Origin of the sequence: Nigerium sp. (assembly GCF_039811905.1) — a bacterium.
Lineage (GTDB): Bacteria > Actinomycetota > Actinomycetes > Propionibacteriales > Propionibacteriaceae > Propioniciclava.
In genome coordinates, this window is record NZ_JBDHZL010000058.1 from 1 (window position 1) to 16,264 (window position 16,264).

Sequence of the window (16,264 nt, forward strand, 5' to 3'; positions counted from 1 at the left end):
CCACCGAAGAATCCGGACGCCGTCGGCGTCCCTTTTTCTTGCCCTCGTCCGTCCCGCCCCGCTCAGTCGCCGTTCTCCGCGCGGTACAGCCACGCGCGACACAGGTCAAGGCGCGCGAGCGCGTGCGCGCGCGACGTGCCGGCCACCAGGCTCAGGATCACCCCCGCCACCCGGACGCGCAGCGCCGCCCTTGGCACCGACCGCTCGAAGACGCCCCGCCACTCCTGCACCACCTCCCCGACGCGCGCGTAGTGGCTGGGCGACAGGTCCGGCAGGACGGCCAGGTGGCCGAGCAGGCACGCCAGGTCGTCCTCGCGGAGGCCGGGGCCGGCGGCGTCCACGTCGATCATGCGGGTGAACCGGCCGCCGCTGACGAAGACGTTCGCCTCGTAGAAGTCGCCGTGGGCCGGCACGGCCGGCCCGGTCGGCGCGTCGGACGCCATCCGCTGGATGTGCCGCGTCAGGCCCCGGATCTCCCCGGCCACGTCGGGCAGCGCGGTCGCAGCCGCCGCCCCGTGGAAGTCGGCACGATCGGTCCAGGAGTCCCGGCGGGTCATGTCCATGAGCTCGCCGGGCAGGCGGTCGAGCAGGGCCAGGACGCCGTCCGGCGCGGGGAGCGTCGCGGCGTCCTCGCGCCAGGTCGCGAGGGCGTGGGCGAGCGATCGTCCAGGAACGCGTCCGGTGAGGATAACGCCCGCCTCGGGCTCGGCGACCACCGGCGGGCCGACGCGGGCGGCGTCCAGCAGGCGATGGCGGCGGCTCAACCCGTCGGAGCGGTCCGGACGCACCATCTTCGCGTAGAAGCGCCGCTCGCCGGCGTCCACCCGGACGACCGCCCGCCTCAGCGGCCGGTACGACAGCAGGTGGGTCTCCACGGCGCCGGGCACCGGGACGCCGGCGTCCGCGAGCCAGGCGCGCGCACGGCCGGCGTCCTCGGCGACGCTGAGTGCCGGCAGCCGCGGATCGTGCGGGTGCCGCCAGGCGCGCAGGCTGAGCGAGTCGAAGAAGAACGAGCCCTCGGCGTGCACGTCGGCGGTGGTGACGAGCAGGACGAGGTCGGGGTGCGCCTTCGCCGGGTCGTCGGTCGAGAAGCTCAGCGAGTACACCGCGGTCGTGTCGATGCCGGGACGGTGATGCACCTTGTCGAGGCTGATCGCCAGGTGCTCGTGCCGCGGCTCTTTCACGGCCCGGAGCGCCAGTCGGACCACGTCGGCTCGGCGCGCACCGGTGAACGCCTCGTAGGCGCGGTCGACCGCAGACATGACATCCATCCCACCACAACCGGGGCCCGACAAGAATGGAGGCATGGAGACTTATCGCAAACAGCGCAGGCACGCTCCGGCGGGGTTCTTCGCGGTGGAGGCCGCCGGGCTGCGGTGGCTCGCGGCGGCGGGAGGCGTCCGGGTGGCCCGGGTGCTGGCCGAGGGGCCGGAGTTTCTGGAGATCGAACGGTTCGCCCCGGCGCCGCCCAGCGCGGCCGCGGCCCGCGAATTCGGCGCCGGGCTGGCGAGGATGCACGACGCGGGCGCATCGGCGTTCGGCGTCGCACCCGACGGCTGGGACGGCGACGGGTTCATCGGAAACGCCCCGATGACCCTCGACCCCGAGCCGTCCTGGGGGCACTTCTACGCCCACCAGCGCTGCCTCCCGTTCGCCCGGGCCGCCCACCGGGCCGGCGGGCTGTCGTCGGACGAGTTGGGCGTCATCGAGTCGCTCGCCGGACGCCTGGACGCCGGCGACTTCGACGACGACGCCCCGCCCGCGCGCATCCACGGCGACCTGTGGTCGGGCAACGTCCTGTGGACGCCGGACGGCGTCGGCCTCATCGACCCGGCCGCGCACGGCGGCCACCGGGTGACCGACCTCGCGATGCTCGGGCTCTTCGGCTGCTCGCACCTCGGAGCGATCCTGGACGCCTACGCCGCCGAGTCCACGCGCCTGCCCGACGGCTGGCGGGACTTGCTCGACCTGCACCGCGTCCATCCGCTCCTGGTGCACGCGCAGCTGTTCGGCGGCGGCTACGGCACGCAGGCGGCGTCCGTCGCGGCGCGCTATCTGTGAGGGACGAGCGTCAGCGTCGAGCAGGCGCGGGAGGCGTCCGCGTCGGGGCGCGTCCCGGCGGCGGACACGCCGCAACCCTCCGGGCCGGGATCGTCACCGCGACCGGTCAGTCCCCGTCCGGCTCCGGCACGTAGGCGTCCAGCCAGCGGCTGATCTCGGAGAAGAACCGCTCCCGCGCGGGCTTGGCCGACAGCGTCAGATCGTGCACGCCGCCCTCGATGCGCACCAGCGTCACGCACTGCCCCAGCTTGGGCGCCCTCGCGGCGATCTTGTCGACGTCGAGCACGATGTCGGTGTTCGTCGCGGTCTCGGCCCAGCCGCTCAGCACGGAACTCTTCGCCGAGCAGCCCATCAGCACGGGGCACCGGATGTCGAGCCCGGCCGCCACCGCCGCGTGCGCCTGCAGGATCGAGCGCGCCCACCCCACCCGCACGGGCACCGGGATCGCCGACTTGAGGGCCAGGTCGAACGTCCACTCGCCGCGTTCCGTGGAGTGCAGCGACTTCACGTACAGCCCGCGCGAATCGGGCACCCGCAGCACGTTCAGCGGGTTGCGCCGCGACAGGCCGCCCATCAGGGGCGCCAGGACGCCGGCCAACGCCGGCGGACCCCACAGGTCGAGCCACGGCGAGTTCAGGATCAGGCCCGCGACCCGGCCGCGGCCCGTCCCCGACGCCCACAGCGCCGCGGCCAGCCCGCCGGTCGAGTGGGCCATGATCGACACCGACGCGTGCCGGCTCGCCACCTCGTGAACGGCGAGATCGAGCTCCTCGGCGTAGTCGCCGAGGTCGGCCACGTAGTTGGCGTACTGCCCCTCCCGGAAGCTGCGCCCGTAGCGCCGCAGGTCGAGGGCGTACAGCGTGACGCCGCGGCTCTCGAAGAAGTCGGCGACGTGGGTGTGGAAGAAGTAGTCGTTCCACCCGTGCACGTAGAGCACCGCCCGACGCCGCTCGTCGCGCGCCGGATCCGCCTGACGGGTCCGCCGCACCAACGTGGCGACCATCGGACCCTCGGGCTCACCCTCCAGGGGCAGCGCCGACAGCGGCAGGTCGCGTCTCTCGAAACCCTCGAGGAGATCGGGCAGCCAGCCGGTGACGCTCACCGAGGCGGTGCTTGACGTGGGAGGAACCCCCGCGGGTCAGCCGTAACGACGACCGCGGTCGTCGCCAGGCTCATCCTCGGAGTAGCGGTCGGCGTAGGCCGAATACTCATCGTCCTCGGGAGTCTGGGCTGATTGATTGGCTCGAAGTTCACGCTCGAGCGACGAGAAGTCCGTCTCGTAAGTCCGGTACTTCAGATCGCGAGCAACTTTGGTCTGCTTCGCCTTAGCACGGCCGCGCCCCATCCGGGTCGACCCCCTTGCATGTCGTGAGCGGTCTAGGCCGCGTTTATCTGTCAGTTTGTCGTGAGGTTAGGCTACCTGGTTCCGCGACCAGAGCAAAGCTGCGGCGCGCGACTCGGGACGCCTCAATCGTGCGGGTGTTCGCCCACGAGCCTCACGGACGCCGGCCCGTCGGCGGCGACCGACTCGCCGAGCACCCAGGCGTCCAGCCCCCGGGCCCGCGACGCGTCCAGCAGCGCCCCCACGGACGCCTGCGGAGCCACCAGCGCCATCCCGACGCCCATGTTCAGCGTCGCCTCGATGTCGGGCTGCGAGACCCCGCCGACGCCCTGCACCACCTGGAACACGGCGGGCGGCGTCCAGCTGGCGCGCTCGAGCGTGACCGCGACCCCGTCGGGGATCACCCGCACCAGGTTGTTCGCGAGCCCGCCGCCCGTCACGTGGCTGATCGCGTGCACCTCGGCGGCCTCGATCAGCGCGAGGATGTCGCGGGCGTAGACGCGGGTGGGCGTGAGCAGCTCCTCCCCCAGCGTCCGGCCGAACTCGGGCACGTCGCGATCCAGCGCCCAGCCCGCCTGGTTCAGCAAGACGTGGCGCACGAGCGAGTAGCCGTTGCTGTGCAGGCCCGAGGACGCCAGGGCGACCACGGCGTCCCCCGGACGCACGCGCTGCGGCCCCAGGATCTTGGCCTTCTCCACGACGCCCGTCGTCGCCCCGGCCATGTCGTACTCGTCGGGCTCCAGCAGCCCGGGGTGCTCGGCGGTCTCGCCGCCGAGCAGGGCCGCTCCCGCGGCCTCGCACGCGGCCGCGATGCCCCGGACGATCGCCGCGATGCGCTCGGGAACCACCTTGCCGCAGGCGATGTAGTCGGTCACGAACAGCGGCTCGGCGCCGACGACGACCAGGTCGTCCACCAGCATGCCGATGAGGTCGAACCCCACGGTGTCGTGGACGCCCATCGCCTGCGCGATCGCCACCTTCGTGCCCACCCCGTCGGTCGAGGTGGCGAGCACCGGATGCTCGTACCGCTTGAACGCGGAGGCGTCGAAGAAGCCGGCGAAGCCGCCCAGCCCCCCGAGCACCTCCGGACGCCGCGTGCGCGCCACGTCGGCCTTCATCAGCTCGACCGCCCGGTCGCCGGCCTCGATGTCGACGCCGGCGGCGGCGTACGCGGACTGCTCACTCATAGGAAACCTCTTCCAGGTGCATCAGGCGGGCCTGCTCGGCCGGGACGTGAACCGGGTACTTCCCGTCGAAGCACGCCCGGCACAGGCGCTTCTTCGGGACGCCCGTCGACGCGACGAGCCCCTCCAGGCTGATGTAGGCCAGCGTGTCGGCGCCGATGGAGCGGCAGATCTCCTCGGAGTTCAGCCCGGGCGCGATCAACTCGGCGCGCGTGGCGAAGTCGATGCCGTAGAAGCACGGCCACTCGACGGGGGGCGAGCTGATCCGCACGTGCACTTCGGCCGCGCCGGCCTCGCGCAGCATCTTCACCAGCGCGCGCTGGGTGTTGCCGCGGACGATCGAGTCGTCGACCACGACGAGCCGCTTGCCCTCGATCACGTCGCGGATCGGGTTGAGCTTGAGCCGGATGCCGAGCTGCCGGATCGTCTGCGACGGCTGGATGAAGGTGCGCCCCACGTAGGCGTTCTTCACCAGCCCCAGCCCGTAGGGGATGCCGGACGCCTCCGCGTACCCGATCGCCGCCGGGATGCCCGACTCGGGCGTCGGGATGACGAGGTCGGCGTCCACCGGCGACTCCATCGCCAGCGTGCGCCCGATCTCGACGCGCACCGAGTACACGCGCCGGTTCGCGATCGTGGTGTCGGGGCGGGCGAGGTACACGTACTCGAACAGGCAGCCCTTCGGGTTCGGCTCGGCGAAGCGCTCCGAGCGCAGACCTCCGGCGTCCACCGCGATCATCTCGCCGGGCTCGACCTCGCGGATGAACGTCGCCCCCACGATGTCGAGCCCCGCCGTCTCCGACGCGACGACCCAGCCGTTGTGCAGCCGGCCCAGCACGAGCGGGCGCACCCCCTGCGGGTCGCGGGCCGCGTAGAGCGTCTTGCCGTCCATGAACGTGAAGCAGAACGCGCCGGTGAGGCGCGGCAGCACCTCGCGGGCGGCGTCCAGCACCGAGTCGAACGTCGTGAACAGGGCCGTGACGAGGGCGGTGTCGTTCGTCGAGTCCATCCGGTCCTTGTGGACGACGGGCGCCGACGCGTCCCGCTCCTTCAGCCAAGCCGCGAGCTCGTCGGTGTTCGTCAGGTTGCCGTTGTGCGCCAGCGCGACGCCGCCGTAGCTCGTCGCGCGGTACGTCGGCTGCGCGTTCTTCCAGACGGACGCCCCGGTCGTCGAGTAGCGCGTGTGGCCGATCGCGAGGTGACCCGTCAGCGAGTTGAGCGTGTTCTCGTCGAACACGTGGCTGACCAGGCCCATGTCTTTGAACACCATGATGCGGTCGCCGTTGCTGACCGACATGCCCGCCGACTCCTGCCCGCGGTGCTGCAGGGCGAACAGGCCGTAGTAGGTGAGCTTCGCCACCTCTTCGCCGGGGGCCCAAACGCCGAAAACCCCGCATTCCTCGCGGGGTTTGGGGTCGCCGACCGGGTCGGACTCGTGCGGCGCGCGGCCGTCCAGGGGTGTCACAGGGGCAGTCTACTGGGGCGGCCGCCGCACGAGGGTCACCGGTCCATCGACGCGGGCGTCGCCGCCGCCACCGCCGGGCCGGCGCCGGCGGCGTCCCGACCCGCGCGCCGGCTGGCCGGGGACACCAGCGGTCGAACGTCGGACGCCTCCAGCGCGGCCCGCGGGGCCGCCGACGCGATCTGGTAGGGCACCGCGATCGTCATGACCCCGGGCAGCATCTTCAGCCGCAGGCGCAGGAAGACCGCCGAGTGGTTGTGCAGGATCTCCTCCCACCAGTGGCCGACCACGAACTCCGGGATGAATACGGCCACGAGATCGCGCGGTCCGCTGCGCCGGATGCCGTCGATGTAGTCGACGATCGGCGCGGTCAGGTCGCGGTAGGGCGCGTCGAGCACCACGAGCGGGACCGGCACGGCGGCGTCCATCCACGCGCGCTGGAGCGCGTGGGTCTGGTCGCTGTCGACCTGGGCGGTGATCGCGACCAGGGACGACGGCCGCGTCGCGCGGGCGTACCCGATCGCCCGCATGGTCGGCTCGTTCATCTGGGACGCCAACACGACGGCATGCACGCGGCTCGGCAGCGCCCGCGGGTCGGCCCGGACGGCCAGTTCGGCGCGAACCCCCTCGTAGTGGCGCTGGACCTTGTTCATCCACCAGCACAGCGCCGGGATCGCGATCACCACGAGGTACGCGCCGTGGGTGAACTTCGTGACCAGCACGATCACCAGCACGAGCCCGGTCAGCGCGGCGCCGACCCCGTTGATGACCCGGGAGGTCCGCAGCTGCCGCCGGACGCCGGCGCTCACGACGTGACGCAGCTCGACGGTCCAGTGCTTGACCATGCCGATCTGGCTCAGCGTGAACGACGTGAAGACGCCCAGGATGTACAGCTGGATCAGCCGCGTCACCGACGCCTGGTAGACGAGCAGCAGCAGGACGGCCGCGGCCGCCAGCATGATGATGCCGTTGCTGAACGCCAGCCGGTCGCCGCGGTTCTGCAGCTGCCGGGGCATCTGATCGTGCCGGGCGAGGATGCTCATCAGCACCGGGAAGCCGTTGAACGCCGTGTTGGCGGCGAGCACGAGCACGAGCGCCGTCGTGGCCTGCACGTAGTAGAAGAACGGGTTCGTCTGGCCGCCCGACACGGCCGCGGCGAGCTGCGCGATGACGGTGAGCTGCGGGTCCACCCGGCAGTCGCCGGCGAAGCCGACCAGGTCGCACGTGTTCTCGACGACCCGCACGTGGGTCGCCATGGCCAGCGCGGTGATGCCCGCGAACATGGTCACGGCCAGGACGCCGAGCGCGGCCAGCGTCTTGGCCGCGTTCCGGGCCTTCGGCTTGGCGAACGACGGGACGCCGTTGCTGACCGCTTCCACGCCCGTCAGCGCGGTACAGCCGGACGAGAAGGCCCGCAGGCCCAGGAACACGAGCCCGACCATCGACAGCGAGTGCAGTTCGGGCGTGACCTGGTAGTGGGCGGAGACGGCCTCGGGCAGCGTGCCGGTGAAGAACCGGACGCCGCCCGCCACGATCATGCCGAGGATGCCCGCCATGAACAGGTAGGTCGGCACGGCGAACGCGCGCCCCGACTCCTTCACGCCGCGCATGTTGATCACCGCGAGCACCGCGACGAGCGTGACCGCCAGCTCGACGCGCCAGGGGTTCAGCGCGGGCACGGCGGAGATCACGTTGTCGACGCCGGACGCGATCGAGACCGCGACCGTCAGGATGTAGTCGACCATGAGGGCCGCGGCGACCACGAGCCCCGGCCAGCGGCCCAGGTTGCGGGACGCGACCTCGTAGGAGCCGCCGCCGCCCGGGTAGGCGTGCACGACCTGGCGGTACGACAGCACGACCACCGTCATCAGGAACACGACGCCCAGGGCGATCCAGGGGGTGAGGTACAGGTAGGCCAGCGCGCCGAGGGTGAGCACCTTGAGGATCTCCTCGGTCGCGTAGGCGACCGAGGACAGGGCGTCGCTGGAGTAGATGGGGAGCGCCACGCGCTTGGGCAGCACGGCGTCCGCGAGCTCGTGGCTGCGCATGGGCCGGCCGACGAGGAGCCGCTTCGTGGCGATGAATCCGTTTCGCACGTCGTCGAACGTAGGACGCCGCGCGTTGGGGTTTCGCATGGACCGGGCCGCCGCCCGCATGGATCCTGTGAGGGTGGCGATCCGCGGGGCTAGGGTTCCTGCATGAGCGGTGCGCCGGACGTCGGAGGGTCGCTGGGGGCGTCGGCTCAGCCGGCCGGGACGCCGCGCGGCCGCGCGCCGGGGCGTCCGGCGGGGCAGGTGGCGTCCGGGCTGGCGCTCGGCGTCGGGCTGCCGGCGGCCGTGACGTTCGCGGCCCAGCTGAACGGCGACTGGCTGGGGCTGCCCGCGACCACCCTCGCGCTGCTGCTGGCGATGGTGCTCGCGACCCTGGTCGGCGGGCTCGTCTCGGCGCTCGTGAGCGCGCTGGTCGGGTCGGCGCTGCTGAACTACTTCTTTATTCCGCCCTACCACAGCCTCGCGATCGGCGAGCCCCACAACGTGCTCACGGTGGGCCTCTTCGTCGGGGTCGGCGTCATCGTGAGCGCGGTCGTGAACCGGGCGGCGCGGGAGGCGTCCGAGGCGACGCGGGCGTCCGCGGAGGCGCGCACGCTGGCCGCCCTGGCCGACTCGGCCCTGCAGGGGGCGGAGGCGCTGCCGACGATGCTCGAGCAGGCGCGGGCGTCCTTCGGTATGACGTCGGCGGCGCTGCTCAGCCGGCGCAACGCCGGCGAGGGCGCGTGGCTGGTGCTGGGGTCGGTCGGCCCGGAGGCGCCGACGACGCCCGCGCTGGCCGACGTCTGCGTGGACGCCGGCCCCGGCCAACGGCTCGCCCTGGCGGGGCGGACGCTGGGGGCGTCCGATCAGCTCGTCCTGCGGGCGTTCGCGGCGCAGGCCGCGAGCCTGCTCGAACGCGACCGGCTCGCGCGCGCGGCCGAGGCCGCCGAGCGGCTCAAGGCGACCGACCGGCTGCGCGAGTCGCTGCTGCTGGCGGTCGGGCACGACCTGCGGCGTCCGTTGGCGTCGGCGTCCGCGGCAGTGGAGAGCCTGCGGAACCCCCAGATCGGCTGGTCGGACGCCGAACGCGCCGAGCTGCTGGCCACGGCCGACGACTCGCTGCGGCGGCTGGCCGGCATCGTCGACGACCTGCTGGATCTCTCCCGCCTGCAGACCGGGGCGCTCAAGCCGAACGCCGACGACGTGTGGCTCGACGAGGTCGTCCCGCCGGCGCTGGACGAGTTGGGCGACGCCGGGCGCGAGGTCCGGATCGACATCCCCGACACGGTCCCGCCCGTCCGCGCGGACGCCGGCCTCGTCAAGCGGATCGTCTCCAACCTGGCCGGCAATGCTCTCACGCACGGCCGCTCCGGCGTCCCGCCGACCGTGAGCGCCGCGGCGACGCCGCGCGGCGTCGAGTTGCGCGTCGCCGACCACGGCCCCGGCCTGGACGCCGAGCAGCGGGCGCGTCCGTTCGCCGCGTTTCAGCACGCGGGCGACGCGGACGCCTCGCGCACCGGCCTGGGTCTCGGGCTCGCCGTGTCGAAGGGGCTCGCCGAGGCGATGGGCGGCACGCTCGTCGCGCGTTCCACGCCGGGGGGCGGGGCGACGCTGGTGCTCACGCTGCCGGTGGCGGACGCCGGGCCCACCGGCCCCGGGACGCCCGGCCAGCGGGAACGGGAGGACGGATGACGCGCGTCCTGGTGGTCGACGACGACCCGCAGCTCGTCCGGGCGCTGCGGATCAACCTGGCCGCGCGCGGCTACGACGTCGCGACGGCGCTCTCGGGCGAGGAGGCGCTGCGGGAGGCGTCCGGGCAGGTCCCCGACCTGGTGATCCTCGATCTCGGGATGCCCGGGCTGTCGGGCATGGACATCATCGCGGGCCTGCGCGGCTGGACCGACGTCCCGATCATCGTGCTCTCCGGGCGCACCGGCGGCTCGGACAAGGTCGAAGCCCTGGACGCCGGCGCCGACGACTACGTCACCAAGCCGTTCGGCATGGAGGAGCTGATGGCCCGCATCCGCGCGATCACGCGGCGCTCGGCGGGCGCGGACGCCGCCGACGACCCCGTGGTCGAGTTCGGCGGCGTCCGGGTGGACCTGGCCGACCATCGGGTCGTCCGGGTGGACGCGGCGTCCGGGATCGAGGAGGCCGTCCGGCTCACGCCGACCGAGTGGCACCTGCTGGAGGTGCTGCTGCGGCAGCCGGGCAAGCTGCTGAGCCAGCGGTTCCTGCTGGAGGAGGTGTGGGGGTCGGCCTACCTGAACCAGCCGTCCAACCTGCGCCTCTACATGACCCAGCTGCGCCGCAAGCTCGAGCCCGACCCGTCGCACCCCCGGTACCTCCTCACCGAGCCGGGCATGGGCTACCGGTTCCTGCCCGAGCGATAGGGGTCCGCCCGCTCCCGGGGCGGCCCCTCGCACGGGCGGCCCGCACTCACGCGCCCGGCGCGTCGGCGTCCCTACGCGCGCTGGCCCACAAACGCGGACGCCCCCGTCCGCCGGAGCGGACGGGGGCGCTGGCCAGGGTGTCAGCGGTGGTTGGACTCGTGCTTGACGGCGTCCCAGTGGGCGTCGATCGCGCCGGGCCGGCCGACCATGAAGTCGTCCACCTGGTCCTTGTTGGCGCGCAGGTGCGGGTCGTGGTCGAGGTAGTACTTCGTCTCGCGCGCGATGAGCCCCGACATGATCAGCAGGCCGATCAGGTTCGGCGCGGCCATGAGGCCGTTCGCGAGGTCGGAGAACGTCCAGACGACGTCGAGCGACGTGACGCAGCCGACGTAGACGATGAGCGAGAACACGACGCGGTAGGGCATGACGAACCGGCGTCCGAAGAGCTTCTCGATGTTGCGTTCACCGTAGTAGCACCAGCCGAGGATCGTGGAGTAGGCGAACATGACCAGCGCGATCGTCACAATGTAGTGGCCCCAGCTCACGCCCAGGCCGGCGTCGAACGCCTTCGAGGTGAGGATGGACGCGTTGGCCTTGCCGCCCGCCCACTGGCCGGTGATGACGAGCACCAGGCCCGTCATGGTCACGACGATGATCGTGTCGATGAAGGTCTGGGTCATGGAGACCAGGCCCTGGCGCGCCGGGTGGCTCGTCTTCGCCGCGGCGGCCGCGATGGCCGCCGAGCCCATGCCGGACTCGTTGGAGAAGATGCCGCGGGCCACGCCCATCTGGACGGCGATCATGATGGTCGACCCGATGAACCCGCCGGTCGCAGCGCTGCCGGTGAACGCCTGGCTGAACACCTGCTCGAACGCGCCCGGGATCGCCGGCAGGTTCATGCCGAGCAACACGAGCGACACGCCCACGTACAGGATGATCATGACCGGCACGAACGCCGCCGTCACGCGGCCGATCGACTTGATGCCGCCGACCAGCACCACGAGGGTGATGATCGTCATCACGACGCCGGTGATCCACGTCGGGACGCCGAAGCTGTTCTCCACGTTGCCGGCGATCGAGTTGGCCTGCGTGCCGTTGCCGATGCCGAACGTGGCGATGACCGCGGCGATCGAGAAGAACGTGGCGAGGAAGGTGCCGAACTTTCCGCCGATGCCGTCCTTCAGGTAGTACTGCGGGCCGCCGGTGACCTCGCCGCTCACGTCGCGGTGGCGGAACCGGACGGCGAGGAACGCCTCGGAGTACTTGCTGGCCATGCCGAGCAGGCCGGTCACCCACATCCAGAACAGGGCGCCGGGGCCGCCGACGGACAAGGCCGTCGCCACGCCGACGATGTTGCCCGTGCCGACCGTCGCCGCGAGGGCGGTGGTGAGGGCCTGGTACTGCGAAATGTCGCCGTGGTCGGACTCGACGCCCTCATCGGAGCGGTCGATCAGGGCGAGCCGGAGCGCCGACCCGAGCTTGCGGAACTGCAGACCGGACAGGCGAATCGTCAGCCACAGTCCGGTACCGAGCAGGAGGGGAATCAGGAAGAAGGGTCCCCACACGAAACTGTCGAGCGTGGAGAGAAAATCGGAGAAGGCGTCCATACGGAGGCGGGGTCCTTTCGCGCAAAGATCCGCGCGCACGCGGATCGAGGTGGTCCGACTCTCGCACAACCGTGTTACAGGAGTGCTAAGTCCGCGATGCGGTCGCCAGCGTGTCGCGCGAGACACCTTGTCACAGCGGGGTCTGCGCGCGTGGGGCATCCGGGCGGGGCGCCGGGGGCGTGACTCAGCGCACCAGCCGCAGGGCGACCGGGTAATGGAAGGGGCGTCCCTCGGAGGCGACCGCCGCCCCGCGCAGGTGGAACCCGATCGAGCACAGCACGACGAGCAGGGCCGCCGGCCACCCCAGCCCCGTCGGCATCAGCAGCATGGCGACGGCCAGCCCGACGGCGACGGTGATCTCCCAGTTGAGCGACTCGACCGCCTCCGCCCGGACGCGCGGCCGCCGCTGCCCCACCGTCAGCAGCACGAGCAGCGGCCCGACCCAGTGGGTGGCTAGGCCGATCCAGTGGGCGGTGGTCATCAAGGAGGTGTCCGCGGCCGTCAGGCGGCCGAGAGCATCGGACGCCGCGGCCGGCCGGGCGGCCGGGTCGTCCGGCACGTCAGCGGCCCATCGCGGCGGGGATGGTGACGGACCAGGCGTCCCGGATCTCGGCGAGCGGCAGCGAGAACAGCCCCTCGACGGCGAGCTCCGGCTGCTCGGTCACCTCGCCCAGCACGGCCATGGGCACCCCGGCGGCCGCGCAGCGCGCGGCGAAGGCGTCCACCCCCTCGCGGGGCAGAGAGACCAGCGCCCGCGCGGCGGACTCGCTGAAGAGCGCCACCGTGGCGTCCGCGACGGGGAGGACGACGCGCGCGCCGAGGCGTCCGCGCAGGCAGGATTCGGCGAGCGCCTGCGCGAGCCCGCCCTCGGACAGGTCGTGCGCGCTGGTGAGGGTCCCCTGCTGGGACGCCTCGATCAGGACGCCGGCCAGCGCCTGCTCGGCCGCGAAGTCGGGCCGCGGCGGACGCCCGCCGAGGTGATCGTGGATGACGCCCGCCCACGCCGAACCGTCGAGCTCGTCGCGCGTGTCGCCGAGCAGCACGACCGCGTCGCCGGGCTGGGCGAAGCCCAGGGGCGTCCGGTCGGCGACGTCGTCGATCACGCCCAGCATGCCGATGACGGGCGTCGGCAGGATGTTCTGGTCGCCGGTCTGGTTGTAGAAGCTGACGTTGCCGCCGGTCACCGGCGTCCCGAGGGCCTGGCAGCCCTCGATGAGGCCATCGATCGCCTGCGAGAACTGCCACATGACGGCCGGATCCTCCGGCGAGCCGAAGTTCAGGCAGTCGGTGATCGCGACGGGCTGCGCGCCGGAGACGGCGACGTTGCGGTAGCTCTCGCACAGGGCCAGTTGCGCGCCGACGTACGGGTCGAGCAGGCAGTAGCGGCCGTTGGCGTCCGTCGCGAGGGCGATGCCCAGGCCGGACGACTCGTCGATGCGCAACATGCCCGCGTTCTCGGGCTGCGCGAGCACGGAGTTGCCCCGCACGTAGCGGTCGTACTGGTCGGTGACCCACGACTTGTCGCACAGGTTCGGCGACGACACGAGCTGGAGCACCTGCCCGGCCAGGTCGCCGCCGTCGGTCGCCCGCTCCAGGCCGGTGGAGGCGTCGGCGATCAGCGCGTCCTGCCACGCCGGACGCTCCACCGGACGCTCGTACACCGGGCCCTCGTGCGCCACGGTCTTCGGATCCACGTCGACGACCCGCTCGCCGTGCCAGTCGATGAGCAGGCGGTCGCCGGGGATGACCTCGCCGATCACGGTCGCCAGCACGTCCCACTTCGCGCAGATGCGCAGGAACTCGTCCACGTCTCCCGGCCGGACGACCGCCATCATGCGCTCCTGGCTCTCGCTCATGAGGATCTCCTCGGGCGCGAGCGTCGGGTCGCGCAGCTCCACGAGATCGAGGTCGACGTGCATGCCGCCGTCCCCGGCGCTCGCCAGCTCGGACGTCGCGCACGAGATGCCCGCCGCCCCGAAGTCCTGGATGCCGGTGATGATGCCCGCCTCGAACAGCTCGAGCGTGCACTCGATGAGCAGCTTCTCCATGAACGGGTCGCCCACCTGCACGCTCGGCCGCTTCGCCGGGCCGTCGGCGTCGAACGTCTCCGACGCCAGAATGGACGCCCCGCCGATGCCGTCGCCGCCCGTCGCGGCCCCGTACATGATGACCTTGTTGCCCGCCCCGGACGCCAGCGCCAGGTGCAGGTCATCGTGCTTCAGGACGCCCACGCACAGCGCGTTGACCAGGGGATTTCCGTAGTACGTGGGGTCGAAGACGACCTCGCCGCCGATGTTCGGCAGGCCGAGGCAGTTGCCGTAGCCGCCGACGCCGGCCACGATGCCCGGCAGGACGCGGGCCGTGTCGGGGGCGTCCAGCGGGCCGAAGCGCAGCGGATCCATCACGCCGATCGGCCGCGCGCCCATCGCCAGGATGTCGCGGACGATGCCGCCCACCCCGGTCGCCGCGCCCTGGTACGGCTCGACGTAGCTCGGATGGTTGTGGGACTCGATCTTGAACGTCACCGCCCAGTCGCCGCCCACGTCGACGACGCCGGCCTGCTCGCCGATGCCGGCCAGCAGCGGCCCGCGCGGGGTGTTCTTGCCCAGCACGCCGAACCGCGCCAGGTGCACCTTGCTCGACTTGTACGAGCAGTGCTCGGACCACATCACGGAGTACATGGCGAGCTCGCAGCCGGTCGGACGCCGACCCAGGATCTCCCGGATCCGGGCGTACTCGTCGGCCTTGAGCCCGAGCGCCGCCCAGGGCTGCTCTTCGTCGGGGGTGTTCAGCGCTTGCGCAACGGTGTCGACCACGGGGACCAACCTATCGCGGGCCGACGGCCGCGGCGTCCCGCGTTCAGAGGCGGACGCCGCGGCCGCTGGGGCCGCCGCTCGGCCCGGCCGGCTACTGGACGGCGACGTCCACGCGGCGGTTGAGGCTGTTCTCGCTGCTCACCGGCGCGTTCGCCGCGTTGCCCTGCACGATGATCGCATCGCTCGGGACGCCGTCGGCGACCAGCTTGTCGCGCACCGCCCGGGCGCGCTGCAGGCCGAGGTTCTCGTTGCCCGCCTCGGAGCCGCGCTTGTCGGTCTGCCCGACGACGGTCAGCTTGGTGCCCTCGCACTGCTTGACGACGCCCGCGATCTGCTGGATCGCCGCGTTCGCCTGGTCGCTCAACTGGGCCGAGCCGCTGTCGAAGACGATGGCCGGGGGTTTCGACAGCTCGCGCACCTTCGCGCCCTTCACCGAGCACACCGGCACGACCGAGATGCTGTTCTCGACCTCGGCGCCCGTGAAGGCCGCCTTCACGGCGTCCGCGGCCGCGTTCTTCTCGTCCTCGGTGGAGACGTTGCCCGCGATCAGCGCCTTCGTGCCGCTGACGTTGAGGTTCAGCGCCTCGACGGGCGCCAGCGCCGAGGCCAGCGTCGTGAGCGCCTGGCCGCTCGGCAGCGTCGAGCCGGGGGCGACGTTGAGCTTGTCGGTGACGGTCGTCCCGGCGCCCACGCCCTGCTGGAGCGCCTGCACGACGGACGCCTTCGTCGCCTCGTCAGGAACCGAGCCCGCCACCGTGACCGTCTGATTGGACACGTTCAGCGAGAACTGCGTGGACGCCGTGTCGGCCGCCGACGTGGTCGCGCCCGGGCTCGTGGGCTGGCCCGAGGCGGTGCAGCCGCCCAGGGTGAGCGCCAGCGGGATCGCGAGCGCGGCGAGCAGCCGGCGTCCGTGCCGGTGGCGCGGGCAGGGGGTGAGGGATGACATGAGGTTCCTCCTGGTCCATTCGGTCCTCGATCGCCCGCCGACGCGGGCTCGATCATCCTAGGGCCGGACGCCGCCCGCGTCGCCCCCGCACAGAGCAGCGGGCCCGGACGCCGTCGGCGTCCGGGCCCGCTGGTGCGGATGTCGGGACTACTTCTTGGGCACGTCCCACCGGCGGAAGCCCGCGTCCTGGGCGCGCTCCTCGTCGATGAACCACACGTTGGCCTGCGCCTGCTCGAACACGGGGATGTCGGGCGTCAGGTAGACCTTCGTCTGCTTGGCGCCCTTCACCGTCCAGCCCTCGGGGCCGGAGCCGTCGGGGTTGGCGTCCGCGGACCCCGGGCCGAACGGACCGTCCCACACCGTCGCCACCGGGCCGGTGGGCTCGGGCTCCGGCTCCGGTTCCGCGGGAGCGGGCTCCGGCTC

Annotated in this window: 13 protein-coding genes and 1 pseudogene; 3 read left to right on the top strand and 11 right to left on the bottom strand. The window is 72.4% G+C overall.

The genetic code is table 11. From position 1 onward, the window contains the following. Nucleotides 1-62: 62 nt before the first annotated feature. Nucleotides 63-1,262 (bottom strand): hypothetical protein, encoded by a 1,200-nt coding sequence (locus WMJ97_RS10175; protein ID WP_347348879.1) that lies wholly within the window; start codon nucleotides 1,260-1,262, stop codon nucleotides 63-65. A gap of 43 nt (nucleotides 1,263-1,305) precedes the next feature. On the opposite strand from WMJ97_RS10175, the gene WMJ97_RS10180 reads away from it, so the two are divergent. Further along, entirely contained in the window at nucleotides 1,306-2,061 is a 756-nt protein-coding gene (locus WMJ97_RS10180; protein ID WP_347348880.1) for a fructosamine kinase family protein, read from the top strand. Nucleotides 2,062-2,167: 106 nt separating this feature from the next. Here the strand turns inward: WMJ97_RS10180 and WMJ97_RS10185 are convergent, their stop codons facing one another. The 5 genes from WMJ97_RS10185 to WMJ97_RS10205 all read right to left on the bottom strand — a co-directional run bounded on the left by WMJ97_RS10185 (nucleotide 2,168) and on the right by WMJ97_RS10205 (nucleotide 8,145). Further along, nucleotides 2,168-3,163 (bottom strand): alpha/beta hydrolase, encoded by a 996-nt coding sequence (locus WMJ97_RS10185; RefSeq protein ID WP_347348881.1) that lies wholly within the window; start codon nucleotides 3,161-3,163, stop codon nucleotides 2,168-2,170. Nucleotides 3,164-3,199: 36 nt separating this feature from the next. Then, the gene (locus WMJ97_RS10190) at nucleotides 3,200-3,406 is read right to left on the bottom strand and encodes a DUF3073 domain-containing protein (protein WP_347348882.1); all 207 of its coding nucleotides are present in this window, start codon (nucleotides 3,404-3,406) and stop codon (nucleotides 3,200-3,202) included. Between the two features lie 122 nt (nucleotides 3,407-3,528). Further along, complete coding sequence (purM, locus tag WMJ97_RS10195; protein ID WP_347348883.1) at nucleotides 3,529-4,590, bottom strand: phosphoribosylformylglycinamidine cyclo-ligase; 1,062 nt, start codon at nucleotides 4,588-4,590, stop codon at nucleotides 3,529-3,531. Then, nucleotides 4,583-6,043 carry an amidophosphoribosyltransferase gene (purF, locus tag WMJ97_RS10200; RefSeq protein ID WP_347348891.1) on the bottom strand — a complete coding sequence of 487 codons (1,461 nt, stop codon included), beginning with the start codon at nucleotides 6,041-6,043 and terminating at the stop codon, nucleotides 4,583-4,585. The genes purM and purF overlap by 8 nt, the downstream gene beginning before the upstream one ends. A gap of 44 nt (nucleotides 6,044-6,087) precedes the next feature. Further along, a complete protein-coding gene (locus tag WMJ97_RS10205) occupies nucleotides 6,088-8,145 on the bottom strand; it encodes an APC family permease (RefSeq protein WP_347348884.1) in 2,058 nt (685 codons plus the stop codon). A gap of 102 nt (nucleotides 8,146-8,247) precedes the next feature. On the opposite strand from WMJ97_RS10205, the gene WMJ97_RS10210 reads away from it, so the two are divergent. Together WMJ97_RS10210 and WMJ97_RS10215 are read left to right on the top strand one after the other, a co-directional pair. Beyond that, a complete protein-coding gene (locus tag WMJ97_RS10210; RefSeq protein WP_347348885.1) occupies nucleotides 8,248-9,771 on the top strand; it encodes a DUF4118 domain-containing protein in 1,524 nt (507 codons plus the stop codon). After that, nucleotides 9,768-10,472 carry a response regulator gene (locus WMJ97_RS10215; protein WP_347348886.1) on the top strand — a complete coding sequence of 235 codons (705 nt, stop codon included), beginning with the start codon at nucleotides 9,768-9,770 and terminating at the stop codon, nucleotides 10,470-10,472. Before WMJ97_RS10210 ends, WMJ97_RS10215 begins: the two co-directional genes overlap by 4 nt. A gap of 140 nt (nucleotides 10,473-10,612) precedes the next feature. On the opposite strand, the gene WMJ97_RS10220 is transcribed toward WMJ97_RS10215, so the two are convergent. The 5 genes and pseudogenes from WMJ97_RS10220 to WMJ97_RS10240 all read right to left on the bottom strand — a co-directional run. Further along, the gene (locus WMJ97_RS10220) at nucleotides 10,613-12,079 is read right to left on the bottom strand and encodes a sodium:alanine symporter family protein (RefSeq protein WP_347348887.1); all 1,467 of its coding nucleotides are present in this window, start codon (nucleotides 12,077-12,079) and stop codon (nucleotides 10,613-10,615) included. 184 nt (nucleotides 12,080-12,263) lie between these two features. Then, complete coding sequence (locus WMJ97_RS10225; protein WP_347348888.1) at nucleotides 12,264-12,638, bottom strand: DUF4870 domain-containing protein; 375 nt, start codon at nucleotides 12,636-12,638, stop codon at nucleotides 12,264-12,266. A 1-nt stretch (nucleotide 12,639) separates the two neighbouring features. After that, entirely contained in the window at nucleotides 12,640-14,895 is a 2,256-nt protein-coding gene (purL, locus tag WMJ97_RS10230; RefSeq protein ID WP_347348889.1) for a phosphoribosylformylglycinamidine synthase subunit PurL, read from the bottom strand. Nucleotides 14,896-14,986: 91 nt separating this feature from the next. Further along, nucleotides 14,987-15,841, bottom strand: coding sequence for an OmpA family protein (locus tag WMJ97_RS10235; protein WP_347348890.1), 855 nt, complete (start codon nucleotides 15,839-15,841; stop codon nucleotides 14,987-14,989). Between the two features lie 147 nt (nucleotides 15,842-15,988). After that, a pseudogene (locus WMJ97_RS10240) lies at nucleotides 15,989-16,264 on the bottom strand (hypothetical protein); the annotation flags it as partial.